General features: G+C 72.5%; 19 protein-coding genes and 5 pseudogenes. 12 read left to right on the top strand and 12 right to left on the bottom strand.

Going from position 1 to position 22,528, the window contains the following annotated elements; all coding sequences use genetic code 11:
- The first annotated feature begins 269 nt into the window (after window positions 1-269).
- The gene (locus tag OG550_RS00800; RefSeq protein WP_327673384.1) at window positions 270-1,601 is read left to right on the top strand and encodes a helix-turn-helix transcriptional regulator; all 1,332 of its coding nucleotides are present in this window, start codon (window positions 270-272) and stop codon (window positions 1,599-1,601) included.
- Here OG550_RS00800 and OG550_RS00795 read toward each other — a convergent pair.
- Both OG550_RS00795 and OG550_RS00790 read right to left on the bottom strand, forming a co-directional pair.
- Window positions 1,576-3,369, bottom strand: coding sequence for a S9 family peptidase (locus OG550_RS00795; protein WP_327673382.1), 1,794 nt, complete (start codon window positions 3,367-3,369; stop codon window positions 1,576-1,578). The two genes, OG550_RS00800 and OG550_RS00795, sit on opposite strands and share 26 nt — an antisense overlap.
- Window positions 3,370-3,543: 174 nt before the next feature.
- Complete coding sequence (locus OG550_RS00790; RefSeq protein ID WP_327673380.1) at window positions 3,544-3,726, bottom strand: hypothetical protein; 183 nt, start codon at window positions 3,724-3,726, stop codon at window positions 3,544-3,546.
- 270 nt (window positions 3,727-3,996) lie between these two features.
- Here OG550_RS00790 and OG550_RS32700 point away from each other — a divergent pair.
- Window positions 3,997-4,077: pseudogene (locus tag OG550_RS32700) on the top strand (BBE domain-containing protein); the annotation flags it as partial.
- A 178-nt stretch (window positions 4,078-4,255) separates the two neighbouring features.
- On the opposite strand, the gene OG550_RS00785 reads toward OG550_RS32700, so the two are convergent.
- The 3 genes and pseudogenes from OG550_RS00785 to OG550_RS00775 all read right to left on the bottom strand — a co-directional run bounded on the left by OG550_RS00785 (window position 4,256) and on the right by OG550_RS00775 (window position 7,387).
- A complete protein-coding gene (locus tag OG550_RS00785) occupies window positions 4,256-5,131 on the bottom strand; it encodes a universal stress protein (protein ID WP_327673378.1) in 876 nt (291 codons plus the stop codon).
- 418 nt (window positions 5,132-5,549) lie between these two features.
- A pseudogene (locus OG550_RS00780) lies at window positions 5,550-5,840 on the bottom strand (bifunctional acetaldehyde-CoA/alcohol dehydrogenase); the annotation flags it as partial.
- 590 nt (window positions 5,841-6,430) lie between these two features.
- Window positions 6,431-7,387: a proline dehydrogenase family protein gene (locus tag OG550_RS00775; RefSeq protein ID WP_327673376.1), complete on the bottom strand. Its 957-nt coding sequence runs from the start codon at window positions 7,385-7,387 to the stop codon at window positions 6,431-6,433.
- A gap of 133 nt (window positions 7,388-7,520) precedes the next feature.
- On the opposite strand from OG550_RS00775, the gene OG550_RS00770 reads away from it, so the two are divergent.
- From OG550_RS00770 to OG550_RS00760, 3 genes are all read left to right on the top strand, one after another.
- Complete coding sequence (locus OG550_RS00770; RefSeq protein WP_327673374.1) at window positions 7,521-8,525, top strand: GlxA family transcriptional regulator; 1,005 nt, start codon at window positions 7,521-7,523, stop codon at window positions 8,523-8,525.
- A 550-nt stretch (window positions 8,526-9,075) separates the two neighbouring features.
- Window positions 9,076-9,681 carry a hypothetical protein gene (locus OG550_RS00765; protein ID WP_327673372.1) on the top strand — a complete coding sequence of 202 codons (606 nt, stop codon included), beginning with the start codon at window positions 9,076-9,078 and terminating at the stop codon, window positions 9,679-9,681.
- Between the two features lie 219 nt (window positions 9,682-9,900).
- Window positions 9,901-11,637, top strand: coding sequence for a sensor histidine kinase (locus OG550_RS00760; protein WP_442905908.1), 1,737 nt, complete (start codon window positions 9,901-9,903; stop codon window positions 11,635-11,637).
- Between the two features lie 47 nt (window positions 11,638-11,684).
- Here the strand turns inward: OG550_RS00760 and OG550_RS00755 are convergent, their stop codons facing one another.
- The 3 genes from OG550_RS00755 to OG550_RS00745 form a co-directional block, all read right to left on the bottom strand.
- Window positions 11,685-12,068 (bottom strand): pyridoxamine 5'-phosphate oxidase family protein, encoded by a 384-nt coding sequence (locus OG550_RS00755; protein WP_327673368.1) that lies wholly within the window; start codon window positions 12,066-12,068, stop codon window positions 11,685-11,687.
- Between the two features lie 104 nt (window positions 12,069-12,172).
- Window positions 12,173-12,874, bottom strand: a complete 702-nt coding sequence (locus OG550_RS00750) for a response regulator transcription factor (RefSeq protein ID WP_327673366.1) — start codon at window positions 12,872-12,874, stop codon at window positions 12,173-12,175.
- Window positions 12,875-13,434: 560 nt separating this feature from the next.
- Entirely contained in the window at window positions 13,435-13,968 is a 534-nt protein-coding gene (locus OG550_RS00745; protein WP_327673364.1) for a flavodoxin family protein, read from the bottom strand.
- A gap of 252 nt (window positions 13,969-14,220) precedes the next feature.
- Between OG550_RS00745 and OG550_RS00740 the strand changes: the two genes are divergently transcribed.
- The 3 genes from OG550_RS00740 (at window position 14,221) to OG550_RS00730 (ending at window position 16,297) form a co-directional block, all read left to right on the top strand.
- Window positions 14,221-14,877, top strand: coding sequence for a response regulator transcription factor (locus OG550_RS00740; RefSeq protein ID WP_327683618.1), 657 nt, complete (start codon window positions 14,221-14,223; stop codon window positions 14,875-14,877).
- 129 nt (window positions 14,878-15,006) lie between these two features.
- Entirely contained in the window at window positions 15,007-15,291 is a 285-nt protein-coding gene (locus OG550_RS00735; RefSeq protein ID WP_327673362.1) for an SHOCT domain-containing protein, read from the top strand.
- A gap of 22 nt (window positions 15,292-15,313) precedes the next feature.
- Window positions 15,314-16,297, top strand: a complete 984-nt coding sequence (locus OG550_RS00730) for an Acg family FMN-binding oxidoreductase (RefSeq protein ID WP_327673360.1) — start codon at window positions 15,314-15,316, stop codon at window positions 16,295-16,297.
- On the opposite strand, the gene OG550_RS00725 is transcribed toward OG550_RS00730, so the two are convergent.
- Window positions 16,294-18,012: a GAF domain-containing sensor histidine kinase gene (locus OG550_RS00725; protein WP_327673359.1), complete on the bottom strand. Its 1,719-nt coding sequence runs from the start codon at window positions 18,010-18,012 to the stop codon at window positions 16,294-16,296. The genes OG550_RS00730 and OG550_RS00725 overlap by 4 nt on opposite strands.
- A gap of 220 nt (window positions 18,013-18,232) precedes the next feature.
- On the opposite strand from OG550_RS00725, the pseudogene OG550_RS00720 reads away from it, so the two are divergent.
- Together OG550_RS00720 and OG550_RS00715 are read left to right on the top strand one after the other, a co-directional pair.
- Window positions 18,233-18,475, top strand: a pseudogene (locus OG550_RS00720) (alcohol dehydrogenase catalytic domain-containing protein); the annotation flags it as partial.
- A 123-nt stretch (window positions 18,476-18,598) separates the two neighbouring features.
- Window positions 18,599-19,273, top strand: a complete 675-nt coding sequence (locus OG550_RS00715) for a pyridoxamine 5'-phosphate oxidase family protein (RefSeq protein ID WP_327673357.1) — start codon at window positions 18,599-18,601, stop codon at window positions 19,271-19,273.
- Between the two features lie 148 nt (window positions 19,274-19,421).
- On the opposite strand, the gene OG550_RS00710 is transcribed toward OG550_RS00715, so the two are convergent.
- Entirely contained in the window at window positions 19,422-19,904 is a 483-nt protein-coding gene (locus OG550_RS00710) for a hypothetical protein (RefSeq protein ID WP_327673355.1), read from the bottom strand.
- A gap of 600 nt (window positions 19,905-20,504) precedes the next feature.
- Between OG550_RS00710 and OG550_RS00705 the strand changes: the two genes are divergently transcribed.
- Together OG550_RS00705 and OG550_RS00700 are read left to right on the top strand one after the other, a co-directional pair.
- On the top strand, window positions 20,505-21,257 hold the full coding sequence (locus tag OG550_RS00705) for a hypothetical protein (protein ID WP_327673353.1): 753 nt from the start codon (window positions 20,505-20,507) through the stop codon (window positions 21,255-21,257).
- A 50-nt stretch (window positions 21,258-21,307) separates the two neighbouring features.
- Window positions 21,308-21,508, top strand: a pseudogene (locus OG550_RS00700) (transposase); the annotation flags it as partial.
- A gap of 132 nt (window positions 21,509-21,640) precedes the next feature.
- On the opposite strand, the pseudogene OG550_RS00695 reads toward OG550_RS00700, so the two are convergent.
- Both OG550_RS00695 and OG550_RS00690 read right to left on the bottom strand, forming a co-directional pair.
- Window positions 21,641-21,727, bottom strand: a pseudogene (locus OG550_RS00695) (hypothetical protein); the annotation flags it as partial.
- Window positions 21,728-21,914: 187 nt separating this feature from the next.
- Window positions 21,915-22,358, bottom strand: coding sequence for an NADAR family protein (locus OG550_RS00690; RefSeq protein ID WP_327673351.1), 444 nt, complete (start codon window positions 22,356-22,358; stop codon window positions 21,915-21,917).
- Window positions 22,359-22,528: the final 170 nt, after the last annotated feature.

Genomic DNA, 22,528 nt, shown 5'->3' with positions numbered 1-22,528 from the left:
GAAGGAGGATCGTGCTCATCGGCTTCCTTGTCTGGACAGCTGCTGGGCATGGCGGGCTGAACGCCGGGCACATCCGGAACGCGCGACGCCGAGGGAAGTCGGTCTGCGCGGTGGGCCCGATCCGAGGCGCGAACTCCTCGGTGGCTCATACGGAACACCTGCCAAGCTCTTTGTGACAGTGCAGACTTGTTGCACCGCGCGGCAGTGATGTTGAAATTCTGCCGATGACCTGCGCGGTTGGCGGATCGAGAAGGTCTGGGGAGAACGCGATGACGCGATGGGGACGGCTTGCCACGCAGCGCAGAGCCGCCGGCTTCACCCAGGAACAGCTGGCAGAGCTGATGAACGTCGACCGCACAACAGTGCATCGCTGGGAGAAGGGCACAGCGACGCCGCAACCGTGGCAGATGCCGAAGCTCGCCAGATTGTTGAAGGTTGCCGTGGCCGAGCTGCCGGCCCTTCTCCCCGGCAGTCCGAATGCCGACGTGCAGGCAGCATCACCAAAGGACGGCGAGCGCCTCCTGGAGGTGGTGCACCAACCTGGGCAGGGCGGGCTGGTGCCGCCGTCCGCAGTGTCTCCGTTGGCACAGTTGGGCGGCCTGGTCACGGACTGGCTGTCCGTCAACTCGGACCGCGGCACCACGGCAACGTCGCTTCCGGTGACCGAGGCCGATATCGGTGCTGTGGAGGGCATGCTCGACCTGTTCCGTCAACTCGACCACACGCACGGGGCTCGGCAGTACCGGCGGCAGGTCAGCTCCTACATCGACAACGAACTCGAAGCCCTTCTCCGTCGTCCGGCCTCGGACGAGTCGCTCGCTCGCCGACGGGCGAAACTCACTGCCGGGTTCTGCGAGCTCGCCGGATACCAGGCTGTCGACACCGGCAACCCCGACGAGGCCCAGACCTACTACCGGCGCGCACTCACCCTGACGGCGGTGACCAACGACCAGGCGTACGGCGCCTACCTCGTGGCGGTCAACCTCGGGCACCTTGCGCTGCACTGCGGAGAGCCGGAGACCGCCCTGCGGTGGGCAGCGTCGGCCCGGGCGGCTGCCGGGAGCGCCGCGAGCCCGGCGACCCGGGCCGCCATCACCGTCGTTGTGGCCCGCGCCAACGCCAGGCTGCGCAGGGAGGGCGAGGCGACGAAGCTGATCATCCAGGCCGAACGGCTACTCGAAACCGTCGACCACCAGGACGAACCCGCCTGGATCCGCTACTTCAACCAGGCCTACCTTGCGGACGAGGTGGCCCACTGCCTCCACGATCTCGGTCGCGCCCCGGCCGCAAGGAGCCAACTCGCCGAAGCCCTCAGTGGTGTGGGCGAGGACAGGGTTCGCCGACGCGCGATCGATGCCGCTCTGCTCGCCGCCACCTGGCTGCGCAGCGGAGAAGTCGACCAGGCGTGCGCGGCCGCCCGGGACGCCATCGCCTACACCGCCAGGACCGGGTCAGGCCGGTGCGTCGAAAGGGTGGCCGGGGTTCTGGCGGACCTGAGTGCTCATGTCGACTACGCCCCGGCCCGGGAGCTGCGCGAGTTCGCCCGGGCCGTGCTGCCGGAAGCCGATGGGGTGGCTATCCGGCTTTCGGGCGGCTCATGATGCTTTGGTAGAAGTCGAGTTCGGCGTGGAGCGCCTGCTCCCGGTCCGAAGGCGCCGACAGGTAGTGGTCGCCGTCCTTCAGGAGCAGGCTGGTGTGCTCACCGCCTAGGGCGGACAGCTCCTGGGCGAACCGCATGGCCTCTTCGGCGGATGTGATCGTGTCTGCGGTGCCGTGGATCACCAGCACGGGGCATCGGATCCCTTCGGGCACCACGGCGCCGGCGGTCCCTCGCAGCGCGGCTGCGTGGGGGCGCTGGAACTCCGGTACGGACAGCTCCCACTGCACGGGATCGATGATCGCCGAGACGGCCGTCGCGCCGGCGAACGGTCCGGGGCGGCTCGCTGCCTGCAGTGCGGTGTACCCGCCGGCGCTCGCGCCGGTGATGAACATCGCGTCGGGCCGGGCCACGCCGGTCGACCGCAGGTGCTCGGCCACCACCGCGCAGTCGTCGACGTCGTACTCGCCCCAGTGGCCGTGCAGTTCCTGGCGGAACGTCCGGCCCCGGCCGGTACTGCCCCGGTAGAGGACCTCGGCGACGGCGAAGCCGTGGCTGACGAAGAACTGGGTCGTCCAGTCCAGCCGCAGAGGGACGTCGTCCGTCGGACCGGGGTGCGCCCGTACGACGAGTGGCACCGGAGCCGCCACCGTCGGTGGCCGGTGCAGCAGGAAACGAACCGGTCCGCCGGAACCCGGCGTGGCGTCGACCGACGGTGGGGCGGGCGTCCAGGGAATAGCCGACTCGCGGGCTGCGCCCAGCGGGAGGGCCGGGGCGTCCGCTCCGGCCGCGAGGTCGAGTGACCACAGGTCCGGAGCGGAGGTCGGGGTAGCTCCGATGACGGCGAGCCGGTCGCCGTCGACGGCGACGTAGGGCTTCACGGAGGTGAGGTTCGGGCCGAGCCTGCGCGAGCCGCCATCGGGATCGACGGCCACGAGTTGGGTGGAGAACCCGTCCAGGACGGTCAGCACCACGGTGCCGTCGGGGGTGAACCCGTACGACTGGTAGCCCCCTTCCCACGGGGCCGGCGCGAAGTCCGCGTCGATCGGCAGGACGGCCGTCGCCGTGCTTCCTCGGAGGCGGTACAGGTTCCACCAACCCGTCCGGTCGGACATGAAGTACAGCGAGCCGTCCGGTCCCCAGGAAGGCTGGACCACGGACTCCGAGGCACCGCCGGCCACCGCGCGACCCGACGCGGGCCGGTCGGAACGGATGTCCGCCAGCAGGAGCCGGCAGCTGTCCCAGGGCATCCGGTCCCGGCCCCACTCCAGATACGCCAGGGCGTCTCCCGCGATCCGGGGGCAGGAGACGAACTCGGACGAACGAACCAGTACCTGGACGGCACCGGCCGGCGAGACCGCGACGAGCTCGTCCGCGATGCCGTCGCCGCGCACCGCGAGCACACCACCGTCCGGGCCCGCAACGAGGTCCCCGTACTGCTCGGAGCCGCGGACGGGCACGATCCTCTCCGGTGCGCCGCCGAGCGGTTGACAGAAGAGGGAACCGTCGTCGCCGACGAACCACACCCCGCCCCCCACTACGGCGAAGCCGCCCCCACCGTAGGCGTGGAGCTCACTGCCCACCGAGAAGCCGGGAGACGTCACCGGGAAGGCCGTGCCGGTGCGGTCCGAACACATCACCCGACGGACCCCGCCGTGATCGGGATCGGACTGCAGCCACCACAGCGAGCCTGCCGCTGCCTGGAGTTCGTCGTAGGTGACGACCTTCTGCGCAACCCATGCGGGTGACAGCCCGCTGTCCTGAGACCTCATGGAACGGATCCTGCCGAATCATGTGGGTAAGTGCCACCACCACAGGACGGCCCATACGCGGGCTTCGGGTGTTCGGTCTTGGGTTGGAGGGGCCAGCCTCGTTCCTGAGGACCTCGGCGCCGCCCCTGTCCTCGTTCACAGGCGGCAGCGCCGAGTCGGCCTCGCAACTACGGGCTATACGGCAGCCGTGAGTGGGCTCGTCGTCAGGTCGCTGATGCTCTCGGCGGCCTTGAGCGTGTGGAAGATCAGCGGGCGCAGGTCGGCCGGCATCTCGGTGGAGCGCTTGAGCATGAGGACGGCTCCCATGATGGAGTCGTGCCAGTGGACCGGGGCGGCGACGGAGTCCCAGCCGGGCATGCACTCCTGGCGGCCGCGCGAGAGGTGACTCCTCGGTCTGGCGGCCAGACGCGTTGCGGTACCTGATCTTGTATTCGTGCGGGCACCTGCTCCAGCGGGCCTTCGGGTGCTCGCACTCCTTGAAGAGGCTGCCCATTCCGTGGATGAGAGCTGTGGTTGACATGGTGGGCCGACCTCCGGAGTCATGCTGACCTTTTGCTGACTCCGGATGCTTGATCACGCCCCTGATCTGGGCAGAAACGCCGACCGCGTGATAACAAGCAGAACTACGCCCGCCTGCAGAAGGCCAAGAAGCTGTGGGACGACAAGAACGTCTTCCACCACGCCCAGTCCGTCACCCTGCCGTCCTGACCGCGCACGCAGAGCGGTACGTTCCCCGCTGCGGGATCGGAGGTCCGCCCTCCAGACGAGTGGGAGCCCGCAGACGAGGCAGGTGCGAGACTTTCCCGGTCCTGTCGGCGCCGCCGTTCGTCCGCGAGGTCCCCCTGGTAGTCGGCATGGCCGTCGACCGGCGGCTCCGCGTCCGGTCTCAGCCGTAGGAGACGACCGCGACCGGACACTGCACGTGGTGGATGGCGGCGTGCGCGACCGGCCCGATGTGGGCGCCGATCGGCGAACGCCGGATTCGGCGGCCGACCACGAGGAGGCCGGCGCCGGCTGCGGCCTCGACGACACCGGCCGCCGCGTTGTCGCGGACGAATGCCGTGTTCACGGTCACCCGGGGGCAGCGCGACCTCCAGGGTGCGAGTGTGTCCGTGAGCTGCCGCTGTTCGAGGGCGGACAGCTCCCCGTACATGCTCCCGACGGCGGCGAGTGCCGTGTACTCGCTGCTGATCGGCGGCGCCCAGACGTGGACGATGCGGAGCTGCGCCGAGCGGAGCCCGGCGGCCTCGAAGGCGAAGGCGATGACGTCGTCGCAGGGGCGCCGGAGGTCGAGGCCGAGGACGACGTCGCCGTCGTCGGCGGCGTCCGGCGACGCGCTCGCCTGCTCGTCCTCCTCCGCCCGTACCAGTACGACCGGGCAGGTCGCCCGGCGCAGCACCTCCTGGCTCACCGAACCGACCAGGAAGCCGCGGACGGTGCTCAGCCCGCGCGAGCCGAGGACCAGCATGGTGGCGTTCCGGCCGGCCGCTTCGAGAGCCTCGGCCGGATCCTCGCGGACGTGCGCCGAGGTGATCTCGGCGCCGGCGGCGAGGACGGCCCGGAGCTCCGTCTCCTTGGCGGCCAATTGCTCCCGGCTCCAGCTGATCGCGTCGTCGGTGCCGAGGACGTCGGTGTTCGGCCACGGCCAGGCCTGGACGAGGACGAGCGGCAGTCCTCGTAGCAGCGCCTCGCGGGCGCCCCATCCGGTCGCGGCCACGCTCTCCGGCGAGCCGTCGAAGCCCACCACGATCGGTCCGCTCACAAGACCCTCCAGGGTAGGGGCGTGGGTGGTCACGAGGGAGACGGCGGCCGGTCCGGCCCGGGCCTCGTTCGGGTCGGCAACTACTTCGGCCGGGTCCGGCCGGGTCCGCCACCGTGCTGGGCCGGTGCGAGGGCGTCATCCCTCCTTCCATGGTGGGGCCGACGACGCGAAGCGGCACGGGCAGACGGTGGGGCGGGCCCGGTGGGGCGAGGGGAAGCGGCCGTCCCGCGCACGCCGGGTGCCGGTTGTCCCGGGTCGAACCGGCCCCGGCGGCAGAGACCGCCCGGCCCTGTGCGGAGGTGCTGGGTGAAGTCGCGGACGTCGATCGCGTCCCGCCAGGCTTCGCCGCGGAAGCCCTCCCAGGCCGGGGCGGGGGCCGGGCGCGTGTGCTGCGAGGTGGTCATCTCGGTGTCCCTTCTCAGGCCTGGTCGCCGTAGTAGGCCTGGCGCATCAGCCGCTGCAGGTCGGCGAGCATCGGCATTCGGGGGTTGGCGGGGGCGCACTGGTCCTCGTAGGCGTTCATCGCCTGCTGCGGCAGGGCTGCCAGGAAGGCCGCCTCGTCGACCCCGGCCGCCTTGAACGAGCGCGGGACGCCGGCACGGTCGCGCAGGTCCTCGACCGCCGCGGCGAGCGACTCCACCCCCTGCTCCGGGGTCGCGGCCGGCAGGCCGAGCATCCGGGCGATCGCCTGGTAGCGCTCCGGGGCCCTCCGAGCAGGCCGTCGTGCTCGACGCGGAGATCCGCGAGGAGGCCCTCGTCGAGTCCCTCCCGGCGCGAACCTGCGGTCAGGACGGCCAGCACGGGGCAGAGCTTCTCCCGGGTCAGGGGCTCCGAGGCACTGCGACCTCCCTGGTCGTCGGCCCGGCCGTGGCGCCGGTGCGCACGGTCCCGTCCGGCGACAAGCGTCCCGCCGGCCGGCGGCCCGGCCACAGGGGCCGAGCAGCCCCACCTCGGCACCGAAGGTCCCGGGTCCGCGGCCCGCAGGCGAAGGCGCCGCACTCCGGGCCGGCACGAGCCGCTTCCTCCGGCGTGGCCGGATGCACCCGGCGGGTGCCGTCCTCAAGCCGTCCGACCCGTATGACGGAACTCCGTCGAGGCCGAGCGGCGACGTCGCTTCGTCGGGCAGTCCGTGGCTCCTGCCTGATCTCTCCCCGGAGAAGAAGTGATCACGCGCTCGATGGCGAGGCGGCAGCGGCCCGGGGCTGTCGTTGCGGCGGATCGGCTCCGGCCGTCGGGTCGCCGGCGCTTCGCAGGGCAGTGTGCTCAGGCGTCATGACGTGGGCTCGGGTCAGGTGGTGGTCATGCGGCCGCGTCGACGAGGGCTTGGAGCAGGCGCTGGGGGTCTTCGGCGATGCGGTTGCAAACGTAGAGCCACCATTCCGTGCCGAAGACGATGTACTCCCGGGTGGGGTGGCCGCGCTCGGCCATGGCTTGGAGGCGGTCGGGCCCGAGGCCGAGGAGGGTCTCGAACTCCCAAGGATCGGAATCGGTGCCCTTCCCTCCGAGGTGCCGGTCAACGCGGTTGATCAGATCCCAGTCGTGCGTGGCGAAGGAGCACAGATGGCCCGAGTCGGCCAGCTGTTGCGCATACGCAAGATACGCGGCGGTCAGGGCCGGGGCCTCGCGCCGGTGGGCGATGGCCTCAGGTTCGAGGAAGGCGCCCTTGACCAGGCGGATGCGGCCGGGACGGGAGAGCAGCTCCGGCAGGTCGTCTGCGGTGCGATACAGGCGTGCCTGGACGGTGATGCCCACATGGTCGAACCGCTCGCACAGCTTGCGATGCAGGGCGAGAACCTCGTCGGTCCGGTCGGAGCCTTCAGCCGAGATCACCATCTCCCGCCCGGTGTCGGCGGTGGCCTGGGCAAGGCGGGAGGCGTTGGCAAGGGCAAGCTCCGCGTCGACGGCGAGGCCGATGTGGGACAGGTCGAGGGAGATCGAGCACCCGGGTGGCAGCAGACGGGCCGCGGAGAGGAACGTGTCGGTCTCCTCCGTGGCTCGCCGCGGGTCGCGGCAGCTCTCGCCCATGTACTCCACGTTCACGCGGTGGCCGGCGGCCAGGACCTGCTGCGCCCGCGCCAGGGCGTCGGGCAGGGTTTCACCGGCCACGTACCGCCGCGCGACCTTGCGGGCCAGAGGGCCCAGGACCGGGTCGCCTGGGACGCGCCGCTTCAGCTCCTCGTCGAGCGCGAGCCCACGCAGGACTTGGGCGGCCTCTGACGAGAGGGCGGCGTTGGGGGCGGGGGTCTGCGTGGTCATGCGCTGTGCCTAGCTGTTCGCGGGACGGATGAACGCCTGCGAGCCTTCCAGAGTGGCGCTCCCACCTGAGAGTGGCAGAAATGACAGGTAGGCTGAAATTCCTGCCACCGCAGTGAGAAGGGATCGGGAATCCGTGCTTCACGACGTCGCCGTCCTGGCCCTCCAGGGTGCCCACGCGTTCGAGCTGGGTGTGTTCTGCGAGGTCTTCGGGATCGACCGCAGCGACGACGCGCTGCCCGCGTACGACTTCGCTCTCGTCTCGGCCACCGGCGACAGCGTGCCGACCCGCCACGGCTTCGAGGTGCGGGTCCGGCACGGCCTGGAGCGGCTGGCCTCGGCGGACCTCATCTGCGTCCCGGCCTACGACCTCAATTCGCGCCAGCCGGACCACCTGACCGAGGAACTGCGGGCTGCTGTGAAGCGTGGCGCCCGGGTCCTGAGCATCTGCACCGGGGCCTTCCTCCTGGGCGAGGCCGGGCTGCTCGACGAGCGACGCTGTACCACGCACTGGCGCTACACCGACGAACTCGCCCGCCGCCACCCGCGTGCCCGGGTCGAGTCGGACGTGCTCTACGTCGACGAGGACCCGGTCATCACCGGCGCCGGCACCGCCGCCGGCGTCGACACCTGCCTCCACCTCATCCGCAAGGAGCACGGCAGCGCCGTCGCCAACGCAATCGCCCGCCGCATGGTCACACCCCCGCACCGGGACGGCGGCCAGCACCAGTACCGCCAACGCCCCCTCCCCCGGGAGGGGACCGGGTCCCTCGCCCCTGTCCTGGCCTGGGTGGAAGCCAACCTCGACCAGGACCTGACCGTCGACGCAATGGCCTACCGTGCCCACCTCTCCCCACGGACCTTCGCCCGACGCTTCCGGCAGGAGACCGGGACCACGCCGCTGCAATGGCTGACCGGGCAGAGAGTCCTGCTCGCGCAGCACCACCTGGAGACCACGGACGACCCGGTAACCGCTATCGCCCACCGCGCGGGCTTCGGTACCGTCGACAACCTCCGCCACCACTTCGCCCGTCACCTCGGCACGACGCCCCAGGCGTACCGGCGGGCGTTCAGAGCCCTGCCCGCCAGCCGACGATCCGCGCCCCTCACAGTTTCACGAGGGCCGCGCAGCACTGACTGATCGCTGTCCGGTCCTGAGAACAGACCAGGTCGGCAGGCCCGTCACTCACCGGTGACTGCACGGCGGTGGCCCGGACACTGTGCACCGCCCACGATCGAAGACCCGGCAAGCCGGTGCCGAGTTCGCCGCCGCCGTTGTCGCTCCGCCGCCGTCCCACGGCGGTCGTCGCTCCGCCGTCGTCCCACCGGGCGGCCGCGACGGAGCGGGCCGCGGCCGTCCGCTCCGGCGCCCGGCGCCGGGTGACCGACGGAGTGTGACGGCGCGCCATACCGCGCGGGGAGCACGACCGCACCGGGACCGTCGTTCCCGCAGTCGGGACCAACGGCCCGCAGACCGGCGAGGTGCCCGGGGCGCACGATTCGAGTGGACACCGGGACCGCGAGCGCACCGACCGTCCGTGCCGCCCCTCACCACGGGCGGCACCGCCACGGGCGCCCGGACCGGACAGCGCCCCGAACTTCTGCTCGACCCGAGTCGGTACCGGGCACTCCGGCGCACCGGCTCGAACGGACCGCCACCGCCGAACCACCTCAGCAGAGGAGTGCCGATCATGGCCACCCAGAACGTCCACACGCCCCTGACGCCCCGCCGCGCCACCCTCCGACGCGCCGTCGCCCGGCAGACCGCCGCCCGCACCGCATCGGCCGCGGCCGCCGCCCTCGCCACCGTCCGGATCGCGCTCGGGGCGCTCTTCCTCTGGGCCTTCCTCGACAAGACCTTCGGTCTCGGCTACGCCACCGCCGACGGCCGTGCCTGGGTCGACGGAGCCTCACCCGCCCAGGGCTTCCTGAGCCACGTCGCGGCGGGGCCGTTCCGCGGGACCTTCCACGCCATGGCCGGCCAGGCCTGGGTGGACTGGATGTTCATGCTGAGCCTCCTCGGCCTCGGTCTCGCACTGATCGGTGGTGTCGGGCTGCGGATCGCCGCGGTCGGGGGCACGGCTCTGCTCGGCCTGATGTGGGCCGCCGAGTGGCCGCCCGCCCGTCACCTGGCCGACGGCACCGCGAGCGGATCCACCAACCCGCTGCTCGACTACCACGTCCTCTACGCCCTGGTCCTCGTCCTCCTGGCCGTGACCGGCTCCGGCGCCACCTGGGGCCTCGGCCGCCGCTGGGCCGAGCTTCCGGTGGTCCGCGACAACGCCTGGCTACGCTGACCTCCGTACACCACACCGCCCCCGGGCCGGCCGCGACTTCCGTCGCGGCCGGCCTGCGTGTTGCCGGGGCGGCCGGTGAAGCCCCCGCCCGCAGCAGCGTCGGCCGGACGTCGGTCGCCGTCCGGAGCCGGCCGTCGGTGTGTCCGGACCGGCCGTCCGAGAAGCGGCGGTTTGGGCGCTGTCACGCCGTTGCGGTCGTCTGCCAGAATCGACCGGCCGATGGCAGGGGACGAGGAGGATCGCGTGGGTGGGGACGAGGTTCGGTCGCGGATCCCGCAGCTGAGGCTTGACGAGCTGCTGGAGGAGTTGCAGGCGAGGATCGACGTGGCCCGGGGCACCCGGGACCGGGTGCACAGCCTGCTGGAGGTCGTACTGTCGGTGGGCCGGGAGCTGGACCTGACACAGGTGCTACGGCGCATCGTGGAGGCGGCCGCCGTCCTGGTGGACGCCCGATACGCGGCACTCGGGGTGATCGGCCCCGACGGTGAGACGCTCTCGCAGTTCCTCACCGTGGGCCTGTCCGAGGAGGAGATCGAGCGGATCGGCCCCTATCCGACGGGCCGGGGCCTCCTGGGGGAGCTGATCCGTCGACCGGAGCCGCTCCGTCTGGCGGACCTCTCGGAGCACCCGTCGTCGTACGGCTGCCCGGCGCACCACCCGGTGATGCGGGCGTTCCTCGGGGTGCCGGTGCGGGTGCGCGAGGAGGTCTTCGGCAACCTGTACCTGACCGACAAGCGCTCCGGCGAGGAGTTCGACACCGACGACGAGTCGGTGATCTCCACGCTGGCGGTGGCGGCCGGGGTGGCGATCGACAACGCCCGGCTGTACGAGGAGGCGCAGCGTCAGCAGCGCTGGCTCGGCACGAGTGCGGAGATCACCCGCGGTCTGCTGTCGGGAGGGTCCCGTTCCGAGGTGGTCGAGCTGATCGCGCGTCGGGCGCGGGAGATCACCGGCGCCGAGCTCTCGGACGTCTCGGTGCCCGTGCCGGGGACCGGGACGATGCGGGTGGAGCTGGCGCTGGGCGGGGACGCGGCCCGGAGGCTGGGCCTGGACGTGCCGCTGGAGGGAACGCTGGCGGGTGAAGCGTGTGCGCAGGGCACTCCGGCGGCCACGGTGGACCTGGCCGGCGATCCGCGCTTCCCGGCGGGGCCGTGGCGGTACGACGGTCTCGGCCCGGCGGTGGCCGTGCCGCTTGGCCGGGCGGGCGGTCCGGTGGACGGCGTGTTGCTGCTGGCCCGGCGGACGGCGGAGTCGGCGTTCACGGACCGGGAGATCGGCCCGCTGCTGGGCTTCGCGGACCAGGCGGCGCTGGCGCTGGAGCTTGCCGAGCGCCGCCGGGACGCCGAGCAGTTGGTGATGCTGGAGGACCGGGACCGGATCGCCCGCGACCTGCACGACCTGGCGATCCAGCGGCTGTTCGCGACGGGGATGACACTGCAGAGCGCGGCCCGGTTGATCGACCACACCGGCGCCTCGGACCGGGTGCTGAGGGCGGTGGGGGATCTGGACGAGACGATCAAGATCATCCGGTCGACGATCTTCGGCCTGCGGGCGCGCGAGGTGGAGGGCACTCAGGGTCTGCGGTCGCGGGTGGTGCGGGTGGCCGAGGAGGCGCAGGCGGCGCTGGGCTTCCCGCCCCGGCTGAGCATGGAGGGCCTGCTCGACACGGATGTGTCGGCGGAGCTGGCCGATCACGTGGTGGCGGTCCTAGGCGAGGCGCTGAGCAACGCTGCCCGGCACGCACGGGCAGGCCGGGTCGAGGTGGTGCTGCAGGCGACCGGGTCGCGTGTGGTGCTCACGGTGCAGGACGACGGGGTGGGCATCGCGGAGCAGGGGCGGCGGAGCGGGCTGCGCAACCTCGCGGAACGGGCCGAGAGCCTGGGGGGAGTCTTCGAGCTGACGAGCCCCGAGGCCGGCGGTACCAGGTTGGCCTGGTCGGTGCCGCTGGTGCACTGACCCGGCCCTCGGGCGGGGTGTTCGACGTTCGGCGTGCCGAGGTCCGGTCAGGGCCGGGCCGGGCGCGTCGACGGGAACAGGCGGCCGCTCACCAGTTCGGGGAGGATCCGGACGGTGACCGTGTCGGTCGGACCGTTCGCCGTGTGATCCGGCGCGACGTCGGCGCGGCCGAGGACGGTCACGCTCCAGCCGGTGCCTTCGGCAGCGTCGAGCTCTCCCGCCTCGAAGGCGACGATCGCGCCGGATACCGCACGGACCAGTTCGGACTCGGCGCCGGCGTTCAGCAGCACGCTGCCGTCGGCGCCGAGGCTGTAGCGGGCGGGCTGAACGGCGGGCAGTGCACCGATGGTGTAGACGACCCGGCCGACCGCGAGGCCGGCGAGGCGTCGCCGGCATTCCCACTCGTCCAGCGTTGTGGAGTGAGGTGTCATGACAACGATGGTGCCTTCGCACCGGGCGCCGGGGGAGAGGCCGTTGGTCCCCGTTGACGCTGCCGACCGGACCTGCCCGGTCGGGTGTCCCCGGGGCGGCCGGTTCAGCGGTTGGGCCGACCGGTCGGCTGCGTGCGGTCGGCCAGGGTCTGATTGGCGATCAGGGCGGCCTGGACACGCCGCTCCACGCCCAGCTTGGCCAGCAGGCGGGAGATGTGGTTCTTGACGGTCTTCTCGGCGAGGTAGAGCCGCTGGCCGATCTGCCGGTTGGTGAGCCCCTCGCCGACCAGCGCCAGGACCTCCCGCTCGCGCTCGGTGAGCTGGGGGAGTCCGGAGCTGGATGCGGTGACGGTGTCTCCGCGCAGGCGGGCCATCAGCCGGGTGGTGGCGCCGGAGTCGAGCATCGACTGGCCGGAGGCGACGGTGCGGACGGCGGAGACGAGGTCGGTACCACTGATCTGCTTGAGGACGTAGCCGGAGGCCCCGGCCATGATGGCGTCCAGGAGCGCCTCCTCGTCGTCGAACGAGGTGAGGATCAGGCAGGCCAGGTCGGGCATGCGGGAGCGCAGTTCGCGGCAGACCGTCACCCCGTCGCCGTCCGGCAGCCGCATGTCGAGTACCGCGACGTCGGGGCGCAGCGCGGGGACACGGGCGAGCGCCTGCTCGACGGTGCCGGCCTCGCCGATCACCCGGAGGTCGGGCTCGGCGTCCAGCAGGTCGTGGACGCCGCGGCGGACCACCTCGTGGTCGTCCAGCAGGAACACCTTCACCGGGCCGTGCGCCCCGGCCGCAGGACTGTCCGTCATCACCACTCCAACCCCGTGGGCCCGCCCTGGCGGCAGGTCGCGTGTGAGCCTCTGCGAAGTCTGGCGTGACCGGGGGCGGTTCCGATAGGGCCGGACGGCCCTACTTCGCCCGGGTGCCGGGAGCGGCAAGGGGGTTGAGGCGAGGAGCACGGGTCGTCCGGACGAGCAGGAGAGCTTCTGCGGGGCGTACTCGGCGAGTTCCGCGAGGGCAGTGGCCGGCGCCGGGGGGGCGTGGTGTCGCCTCCGGTCAGTCCTGGCGGCTGTCGCGCGGCGCGGGCGGCCGCGGCGGTCGCCGGCCGTTCTGCGGACACGTGTCCGGATCGGACCAGCACCGCGGGGACGGGAGTGCTCGCCGTCACCGCGACGCCCTCGGCCCTTGGAACTCCACCGTGCACAAGTACTGTGCTTGTGCTCGGGCCCCCGGGGTGTCGGCCTCACCGAGAGAGGTCGCTGCTCTGTCGGTGATCGGTGCCCGGGAAGGACGCAGCCAGGGCAGGACGGCAAGGCCTCCGTCGCAGACTCGTCGAGCCGCCACGAGCAGGCGGCGGCCCGGAGATCGGTCAGACCAGGCCGGCGCCCCAGGCGCGGGCGCGGTCGAGTTCGCCGGCCCGCAGGGGGCCGTCGGCCTCCTCGACGACGAATCCCTCGGGTTCCGCCACCACGTCGTAGTAGTGGCGGGAGAGGCGCTGCGCTATGCCTTCCGCCGCGCCGCCGCTCATCCGCATGTCGGCGCGGGTGTCGAAGGCGGCCGCGTGGGTACCGGCCCCGGCCTTCGGGAGGTCGTGGAACCACGTGCGAAGACCGGGCCCCTCCGCCGTCGAAGCGGCTTCCCGCGCGGCGTCCTCGTGGCCCTCCTTCTTCGCCTCGGCCGTGGCGGCCATCCTGCGGCTGAGACCGGAGGACATGCCGCGCATGTGCGTCGGGCCGCCGACCACCAGGAGATCGGCGGTCCGCGCCAGGCCGGCGTCGGCCTCTGCCACCGGGATGCAGTCGACCGCCGCGTCCGGGGCGGCTTCGTGGATGCCCGCGGCGATCGCTTCGGCGATCTCGCGCGTGTTGCCGTACATGCTCTCGTACACGATCACTGTGTGCATCGCTCTCACCTCTCTCCTTCCATCGTCCTCCGCCACCGCCTTTCCGGGTGTGGGCCGTTCGGCCCTGACCGTGCCGCCGACAGCACCGTTGCCGCCGGTGGTGCGCCGGGTTCCCTATGGCCGGTCCCGGTCTCTGGTGCGACGCGGCCGTCCGGCGCGCAGAATCGTTGCGTGACGACGCCAAGCCCAGCGGAGCCGGAACCGGCGACGGCTGCGACCGAGTCGGCCCCGCCCGCCGAGTCCGCGCGGCCCGTGCGGGTGTTCCTGCTGGACGACCACGAGGTGGTCCGGCGAGGGGTGAGCGACCTGCTCGGGGCGGAGCCCGACATGGAGGTCGTGGGTGAGGCCGGAACCTGTGCGCAGGCCCTGGCGCGCGTCCCGGCGCTACGACCGGACGTCGCGGTCCTGGACGTCAGGCTGCCGGACGGTGACGGCGTCACAGTCTGCCGGGACCTGCGCGCTCTCCAGCCGGAGCTCGCCTGCCTGATGCTGACCTCGTTCGACGACGACGAGGCGCTGCTCGACGCGATCATGGCGGGCGCGGCCGGGTACGTGCTGAAGCAGGTCAAGGGCGCCGACCTGGTCGGTGCGGTGCGGACGGTCGCCTCCGGGCAGTCCATGCTCGACCCGGCGACCACCCGCAAGCTGATGGAGAGCCTCCGCCACCACGACGAGAGCCCGACCGAGGCCGCGCTCGCCCGGCTGACCCCGCGCGAGCGGGAGATCCTCGTCCTGGTCGGCGAAGGAAAGACCAATCGGGAGATCGGCCGGGAGCTCTACCTCGCCGAGAAGACGGTCAAGAACCACGTCTCGCGCGTGCTGGCCAAGCTGGGGGTGGAGCGACGGCTCCAGGCCGCCGTGCTCGCGGCCCACGCGGACCCCGAGCACCGGCCCGACCGGCCCCACTGAGCGGGCGCGGCCGCACCGGGCCCGCCCGGCCCCGCGGACAGGGCCGGTCGGCCCATGCACCGCCCAGGGCCCCGGATGCACGGTGGAGGTGAGGCAGCAGCCCCACCCCGTCCGGCCGAGGAGCCCACGATGACCTACTGGAACGATCACGGCATGAACGGCTGGGGCTTCGGCCTGATGGCCGTCGGGATGCTGCTGTTCTGGGGACTGGTCGTCGTGGCGGTCGTCCTCCTCGTCCGCCACCTGGTGCAGACGCCGCGGAATCCGCAGGGCACGAACCCCTCCCCGCCACCCGAACGCATCCCGCCCGAGCAGCTGCTCGCCGAACGCTTCGCCCGCGGGGAGATCGACGCCGACGAGTACCGCCACCGCCTGGAGGTACTGCGATCCGGCGCCGACCCGCCCGCCGGCTGACGCCACACCCCGGGAGCCCGCCATGCCCACCCTCGCACTCGACGCCGCCGCCCTGGAGAAACTGGTCTCCGCCGCCGTGGCCGCACCCTCGATCCACAACAGCCAGCCCTGGCACTTCCGGCTCGATCCGGAGACGTCGATCCTGGAAGTGCGCGCCGCGCGCGAGCGCGCCGTCCCGGCCGCCGACCCCGAGGGGCGGGCCATGCACATCTCCGTCGGCGCGGCGGTGCTCAACCTCCGGGTCGCCGCCCGCCACCTCGGCTGGGCGCCCGAGGTGCGGCTGCTGCCGGATCCCGCCGACCCGGACCTGTTCGCCGCGGTCCGCCTGGACGAGACGTCCCCGGTTCGACTCCCCGGCACGGAGAGCCTGTACGACGCCGTCTGGCGCCGCCACTCCATCCGCACACCGTTCACCGACCGGCCCGTGCCGGCCGACGTGCTGGACCAGTTGGTGGCAGCGGCCCGGGAGGAGGAGACGATCCTCCACCTCCCCGGCCGGGAGGAGACCGACCGGTTGCTCGGACTCACCGCCGAGGCCGAGCGCCGCAGCACCACCGACCCCGGCAAGCGGGCCGAGAGCCGCGACTGGATCCGCAGCGGCGACGTGCCGGCCTACGGCATCCCGGCCCGCGCCCTGGGCCCGCAGGACCGGGAGGGCCACCTGCCGATGCGGGACTTCTCCTCCCTCCGCCCCGCCGAGCACCGACCGCCCGCCACCTTCGAGCACGAGCCGCGCATCGCGGTGCTCACCACCGAGCGCGACCGCCCCGCGGACTGGCTGCGCACCGGACTCGCCCTGCAACACGTCCTGCTGGCCGCCACCGTCCACGAGGTGCGCGCCTCGCTCCTGCACCAGGCCATGGAGTGGCCGGACCTGCGATGGACGGTCCGGGAGCCCCACCTCAAGCCCGAGCACGTGCAGATGCTGATCCGCCTCGGCTACGGCCCGGAAGGAAGCCCGACCCCCCGAATGGCGGCAGCCGACGTCCTCGACCCCGGAGCCTAGGCCGGAGGGGCCAGCGGCACCCGCCACAGCAGCTCGGTGCCGCCGCCGGGCAGTGCCCGGGCACGGAAGGTGCCGCCCAGCTCGGCGGCCCGCTCGGCCAGGTTGGCCAGCCCGCTGCGCCGCCCGCCCTCAGGCAGCCCGACGCCGTTGTCCGTCACGGTGAGCACCAGGTCGGCGCCGGCCGTGAGCGACACCGCGACCGCGCTCGCAGCGGCGTGCCGGGCGGCGTTGGAGAGGGCCTCCTGGAGCACGGCGAGCACCGCGTCCGCGACCGTCGCCGGAACGGTGGCGTCGAGCAGGCCGGTCATCCGCAGGCTCGGGGTGAAGCCGAGTGTCCCCGCCGCCCGCTCGACCAGCTCGACCGCCCGGGCGCGCAGACCGTCGGCGTAGGGCCCGGCTTCGCGGGCGCGCAGGCCGAAGATGGTCGCCCTGATCGTCCTGGCGGTGTCGTCGAGGTCGTCGATCGCCCGGAGGACCCGGTCCGTTGCCTCCGGATGCTCGATGAAGCGGGTGGCGCCCTGCAAGGTCATCCCGGTGGCGAACAGTCGCTGGATCGCCAGATCGTGCAGGTCCCGGGCGATCCGGTCACGCTCCCGGAGCAGCGCGACCTGCTCCGAATCGCGACGGCGCTCCGCCAACTCCATGGCCACCGCCGCCTGGCCGGCGAATCCCAGGAGCGGACCGGACTCCTCCTCGCGGAACTGAGGGGCACCGGCCGCCCGGGCCAGCATCAGCACCCCGCGCGTTCCGTGCCCCGCGGTGCCGATCGGCACCGCGAGGGCCGGCCCCAGCCCCTCCCAACGCGCTGGACCGGCGGTGATCCGCGGATCCGTCCGCACGTCGGTGCTCACCACCAGCCCGCCGGTCCGGGCGGCGGCGCCGACGAAGGAGCCGTCCAGCGGGAGGACCAGGCCCCGGTGCCGGTCCTCGCCCAGCCCGACGGCGATCCGTACCTCCAACTCCTCCGAGCCCGCGAGCGGCAGGGCCACCACCGCGAGGTCGGCGCCGGCGATCTCGGCCGCCCGGGTGACCAGCAGGTCGAGCACCCGCTGCTCGGAGTCGCCGGCCAGCAGGCTGCCGGTGATCTCCGCGTTGGCCGTCAGCCAGCGCTCGCGCAGCTTGGAGCGGGCGTAGAGCCGGGCATTGTCGATCGCCACCCCGGCTGCCACGGCCAGGGTCGCGAGCACGGACTCGTCCTCGGCGTCGAACCGACCGCCCCCGCGTTTCTCGGTCAGGTAGAGGTTGCCGAACACCTGGCCCCGGATCCGGATCGGCACACCCAGGAAGGTGTTCATCGGTGGGTGGTGGGCCGGGAAGCCGGAGGAGGACGGGTGGTCCGAGATCCGGGCCAGGCGGAGCGGAACCGGGTGCCGGATCAGCTCCCCCAGAACACCGTGGCCGGAGGGCAGCGGTCCGATCCGCTCGACCAGTTCATCGCTCATGCCCACCGGGACGAACCGGGAGAGCCGGTGGTCGTCCCCGATCACCCCGAGGGCGCCGTACTCGGCGTTCACCAGCGTCACCGCCGCCTCGACGATGTGCCGGAGAACCTGGCCCAGGTCGAGTTCACGGCCCACCGCGAGGACTGCTTCCAGCAGGCTGTGCACCCGGTCACGGGTACCGCGGGCCGCGTCCAGCCGTGCCTGGAGCTCGTCCAGCAGATCGTCCAGCCGAAGCCGGGGCAGAGGGGTGGAATCCTCCGATGTGCTGCCCACCGGTTCCTCCGGGATCCGAGACTCGCCGGGTGCCACTGCCAGACTAGACGCGGCCACTCGGGCCCGCCCTTCCTCGCCCGCCGCCCGCCGGGGCCGATCGGCCCTGCCGCCGACCCCACCCGCCCCATGGCGACCACCCGCCCCAGGGGGAACGCTGGAGGAGAAGGCGGGACGGCATCCCCGTTCCGTACCGGCGAGGGCCGACGGGAGTGATCAGGACATGAAGGCGCTGACCTACCACGGACCGGGCCGCCGAACCTGGGGCGAGGTCCCGGACGCCGCCGTCCGCGACCCCGAGGACGCCGTCGTCCGAGCGGACGCGGTCACCATCTGCGGCACCGACCTGCACATCCTCAAGGGAGACGTCCCGGGGGTCGCCGACGGACGCGTCCTCGGCCACGAGGCCGTCGGCACCGTCACCGAGACCGGCCCCGGCACGAGGACCGTCCAGGCCGGGGACCGCCGCTTCGGCCTGGACGAGATGCAGGAGGCCTACGACGTCTTCGCCGACGCGGGCGGGAACGACGCCCTCAAGGTCGCGCTCTTCCGTACGTGACCCGGAGACCGGCAAACCGAGGAGTACACGGTGAACCAGGACCCCGACTTCGAAGCCGCCCGCCGTGCCGACCCTGCCGACGTCGCGCGCAGGATCGCCGAGCGGTGCTCCCAACTGGGCATGACCGAGCAGGTGCTGGCGAACCGGGCGGCCATGTCGCCGCGCTACCTCCAGCACCTGCTCGCGGCCGGACCGGGCTTCGACCCGGGCGGCTTCGTGCGGATCGCCGCCGCCCTGCAAGTCACCTGTCAGGACCTGTCGGAGGGCCGGGGCGACGCACCGCCGGGACAGCCCGGCGCGGCTCCGCGGCCGCTCCTCCTCCACCTCACGACCGCCGAGTGCTGGGAGATGATCGGCTCGCACGGCGTGGGGCGGATCGCCCTGCCCGTCGAGCCGGGGCCTGCGGTCTTCCCGATCAACTACACCGTGGAGGCCGGGACGGTCGCCTTCCGCACGGCCGTCCGGAGCAGCGCGGCCCCCGACGACGGCTCGCCGGTGTCGTTCCAGGTCGACCGGATCGACGACCGGCTCAGCCGGGGCTGGAGCGTACTGATCCTCGGAGAGGCACGGCACGTGACGGACACCGACGAGGTGCGGCGGCTGTCGGAGCTGCCCGGGACCACCCCGTGGGCCGGAGGGAACCGTCCGCTCTGGGTCCGGATCCGGCCGGACGAGATCACCGGGCGCAGGGTCGGCGGCGGTTGATCCGGCTCCGGCGGGGGCCTTCCGCCACCGCCGGCGCCGTCCGCGCGCAGCCCTCCAGCCCACCGCTGCGGGTGCGCACCGAGAACGTCGCCCGTACCCCCGCCGCCGCCCCGGTCGGGACCCGCGGCGAGGAGTCGGCGGCGTGTGCTCAGTACAGCTTCTTCACCGCGGTGTTCAGGGTGTTCTTCCACGCGATCACAGGCGGATCGCCCCAGTAGCTCTGCCACAGGACCAGCGTCACCGTGTCGCCGTCGCGGCCCACGCCCCACAGGTAGTTGTAGTCGGGGCGCTCGGTGGCGTTGGAGTCGAAGGTGTGCATCCCCTGAAGGGTGGCGCCCTCCTCGACGTTGATCACCCCGTGGTCGAGGTAGGTTGCGGTCACGCCGGGCCGCTGCGGGGCGTGCGCGCAGGCGGTGTAGTCCTGCCGGGCCTTGTCCGCGAAGGCGATGGCCTCGGCCTCCGTGTCGAAGACCGCCACCTTCTGCTGGGCGAGCGCGGTCTCCGCGGTGGTGAAGTCCCGGTGCCATACATTGACTTCGGCCGGCTCGGCGGGCCAGCCCACCGGACAGTCGAAATCGTCGCCCCACCCCCGGACGGTCGGGTTGGCGCGCCACGACTCGGTCTTCGGCAAGTCGGAGATGTACAGGGTCCCCGGCTGCGGCCGCCACTGACCGGCAGCCGCCGCCTGACCCGGAGCCACCCCGGCCCCCAGGGCCCCAACCGCCAGCACCGCGGCCCCCACCGCGACCGCGCCCCCGCGCAGCCGTGCACGTACCCGCATGGCTTTCCTTCCTCCGTGCGCTTCGATCACCCCGTTCCGCCCCGGACCGGGGCGGACTCCCTTCCACGGTAGGGTGTCAGCGCCCATGCGGCAGGGCCTTTCGGTCGGAACGACCGATAAATCCACAGCTGTCGACCGAGAACATGGTCAGTGCGGCGACCGCAGGCGCAGCAGCCGTCGCCCGTACCGGGTCGTGTTCACGTCACCAGGTGCAACGACATCGGCGGTGCTGGTGCGGCCTTCGGGGTAGCTGACCTGGCGGGTGTTCCGGTCGACGCGGAACGCGGCCCGCAGGAACTCTGGAGCTGCTGTGGCTCGTGCGGCGGAACCGCTGAGCCCGAGAGCTCGGTAAGGACTCTTGACAGTCGGGTGGTCCAGACCACCAGTATTGGTCCGGGCCAGAGTGCTTCAGGTCGCCGAAGTCCCCCACCTTCGAAGGGAGCGCGGTCCATGGCCGGACCCGTTCGCGCACCACTCCGAGCCCTGCTCGCCGGGGCCGTCACCGCCGCCGCCATCGCCGGCGTGGCGCTCACCGGCACCGGCACCGTCCACGCGGCGGGTACCCCACTGCCCGCCCAGGTCTTCGCCCCGTACGTCGAGGCCCAGGCCGACGACAGACTGTCCAAGCTCGCCTCGCAGTCGGGTGGCAAGTACCCGACGGCGGCCTTCCTCCCAGCCGCCACTTCCTCCTCCTCCCCGTCGCCCTCCGCGTCGAGTGTCCAGGTGCCCGCCATCCAGGTGCAGGTCAGCCCGTCCTCGGGCACGGTGACCGCCGGTTCGTCGACCACCGCGGCCGTGAGCACGGCCATCATCAACAACGGCTCGAACACGTCCATCGCGATGGCGGTCAGCGGCGTTCCTGTGGGGGTCACCGCCTCGGTCAGCCCGTCCTCAGTCAACGGGAGCTCCAGCGCCGCCCTGTCGGTGTCGACCGTGTCCACGGTCGTCCCCGGCACCTACACGCTGACGGTCAAGGGCACGCTGACCGGCACCGAGGCCACGTCCTCCGCGACCTACACGCTCACCGTGACCGGCACCGCCCCGGCGTGCTCCACCGCCTCCTGGGTCGGCACACAGGTCTACACCGGTGGCAGCACCGTCTCGTGGAAGGGCCACCGGTGGAGCGCCAAGTGGTGGACGCTGGGCGAGGAGCCCGGCACCACCGGTCAGTGGGGCGTCTGGCAGGACCTCGGTACCTGCTGATCCGCACGCGTCGCCAGGCCGGGGCGGCGTTCCCGTCCGGTTCGCCCGCGATGCGGGCGAGGGACGAGCTGGCGGGGGTGTTGGCACTGGTCACGGTGCCGCGGTTCACGGAGAACCTGACCGACCGGCAGGCCGCGTTGACGGCGGTGCGTGCGATCGGCTGGGAATACGCGCTCGGGCGGGAGCTGACCGACACCGGTTTCGACTACACGGTCCTGGCGAGGTTCCGGGTCAGGCTGGTCGAGCACGGCATGGAACGCCTGGCCTTCGACCGTCTGTTGGACGCCTGCTGCGAGAAGGGGCTGGTCAGCGCGGGCGGGAAGCCCGGCCACCCGGCGCAGGCGCACCGAGCGCTTCGTCAGTACCTGGTAGGTGTGCTGGGGCGTGCTCCCGATCACTTGGAACACGCCCCGGACGAAGGGCGGCGGCACTCGGGCGTGGAACAGGTCGCTCATCGAGTTCACGAACACGACCCGGGGACTCTTCCAGCGCTTTGGGACGTCGAGCGCATCCGGGTGCAGCGCGAGGCCGGAGCCGGGCCCGAGGTTCGCGGGCCGCCGTCCGTCCGGTGCTTGGCAGCGCCCACGGCCTTCAGCCGCTTTGCCAGGGTCAGGGCGTAGCAGTTCGGCTGCGCCACCCGAAGTGACCGTGACCTTCTCAGGCCTCGGCGCGGAGCTGATTGCGGGTGCGCATCAGGATCCGGCCCAGCATGTTCCTGCCGGTCCCGGTCCTGCCGCGGCCCCAGTAGTGGTCGGTGCCGGTGTCCTCGACGATCTCCTCGTCGGCGGTGGACAGCAGGACGACGCGGATGTCCGCATGCGCCCGGAACTTCGCCGCGACGGCACGACGCATCACGTCGTCCTTGACGCGCTCCCAGTCCCGCCGCAACGGTCTGGACGGGTCACGGCCCAATTCGGCGGCACGCAGCGGGGTGCGGGCCCGGCGGATGAGATCGGCATGGCGGGTGCCGATGAACTTCTGGGCCTGGAAGTAGTGTTCCGAGGTCGGCCACACGTGCCCGTCGAGTTCCAGGTCGTGGGCGGAGAAGTTGGAGAAGCAGCCGTAAGGGACTTCGTCCGCGCCGTAGAAGTAGATCGTCATCCAGGCCTCGTCGCAGGTGCGGGAGCTCGTACGGTCTCAGGCGCCGGGCCGCACCCGCAACCGGTTTCGCCCGCCCCCTCACGGTCTTCGACTGGGCGGTCAGGGCGGTCAGGGCGGTCAGGGCGGTCAGGGCGGGATCGCTGGGATCGCCGGGATCGGTGGGGCCGGAG

The organism is Kitasatospora sp. NBC_00458 (genome assembly GCF_036013975.1).
In the GTDB taxonomy this organism is placed as follows: domain Bacteria; phylum Actinomycetota; class Actinomycetes; order Streptomycetales; family Streptomycetaceae; genus Kitasatospora.
This window is presented reverse-complemented; position numbering and strand designations above follow the sequence as displayed.

Coding starts and splice junctions, on each gene's coding strand:
- OG550_RS00745 (WP_327673364.1), bottom strand. CDS start 13,968: ATGCACACAGTGATCGTGTACGAGAGCATGTACGGCAACACGCGCGAG.
- OG550_RS00690 (WP_327673351.1), bottom strand. CDS start 22,358: ATGACGATCTACTTCTACGGCGCGGACGAAGTCCCTTACGGCTGCTTC.
- OG550_RS00730 (WP_327673360.1), top strand. CDS start 15,314: ATGCCCACCCTCGCACTCGACGCCGCCGCCCTGGAGAAACTGGTCTCC.
- OG550_RS00755 (WP_327673368.1), bottom strand. CDS start 12,068: ATGACACCTCACTCCACAACGCTGGACGAGTGGGAATGCCGGCGACGC.
- OG550_RS00760 (WP_442905908.1), top strand. CDS start 9,901: ATGGCAGGGGACGAGGAGGATCGCGTGGGTGGGGACGAGGTTCGGTCG.
- OG550_RS00800 (WP_327673384.1), top strand. CDS start 270: ATGACGCGATGGGGACGGCTTGCCACGCAGCGCAGAGCCGCCGGCTTC.
- OG550_RS00705 (WP_327673353.1), top strand. CDS start 20,505: ATGGCCGGACCCGTTCGCGCACCACTCCGAGCCCTGCTCGCCGGGGCC.
- OG550_RS00790 (WP_327673380.1), bottom strand. CDS start 3,726: ATGCCCGGCTGGGACTCCGTCGCCGCCCCGGTCCACTGGCACGACTCC.
- OG550_RS00775 (WP_327673376.1), bottom strand. CDS start 7,387: ATGACCACGCAGACCCCCGCCCCCAACGCCGCCCTCTCGTCAGAGGCC.
- OG550_RS00795 (WP_327673382.1), bottom strand. CDS start 3,369: ATGAGGTCTCAGGACAGCGGGCTGTCACCCGCATGGGTTGCGCAGAAG.
- OG550_RS00735 (WP_327673362.1), top strand. CDS start 15,007: ATGACCTACTGGAACGATCACGGCATGAACGGCTGGGGCTTCGGCCTG.
- OG550_RS00765 (WP_327673372.1), top strand. CDS start 9,076: ATGGCCACCCAGAACGTCCACACGCCCCTGACGCCCCGCCGCGCCACC.
- OG550_RS00750 (WP_327673366.1), bottom strand. CDS start 12,874: ATGACGGACAGTCCTGCGGCCGGGGCGCACGGCCCGGTGAAGGTGTTC.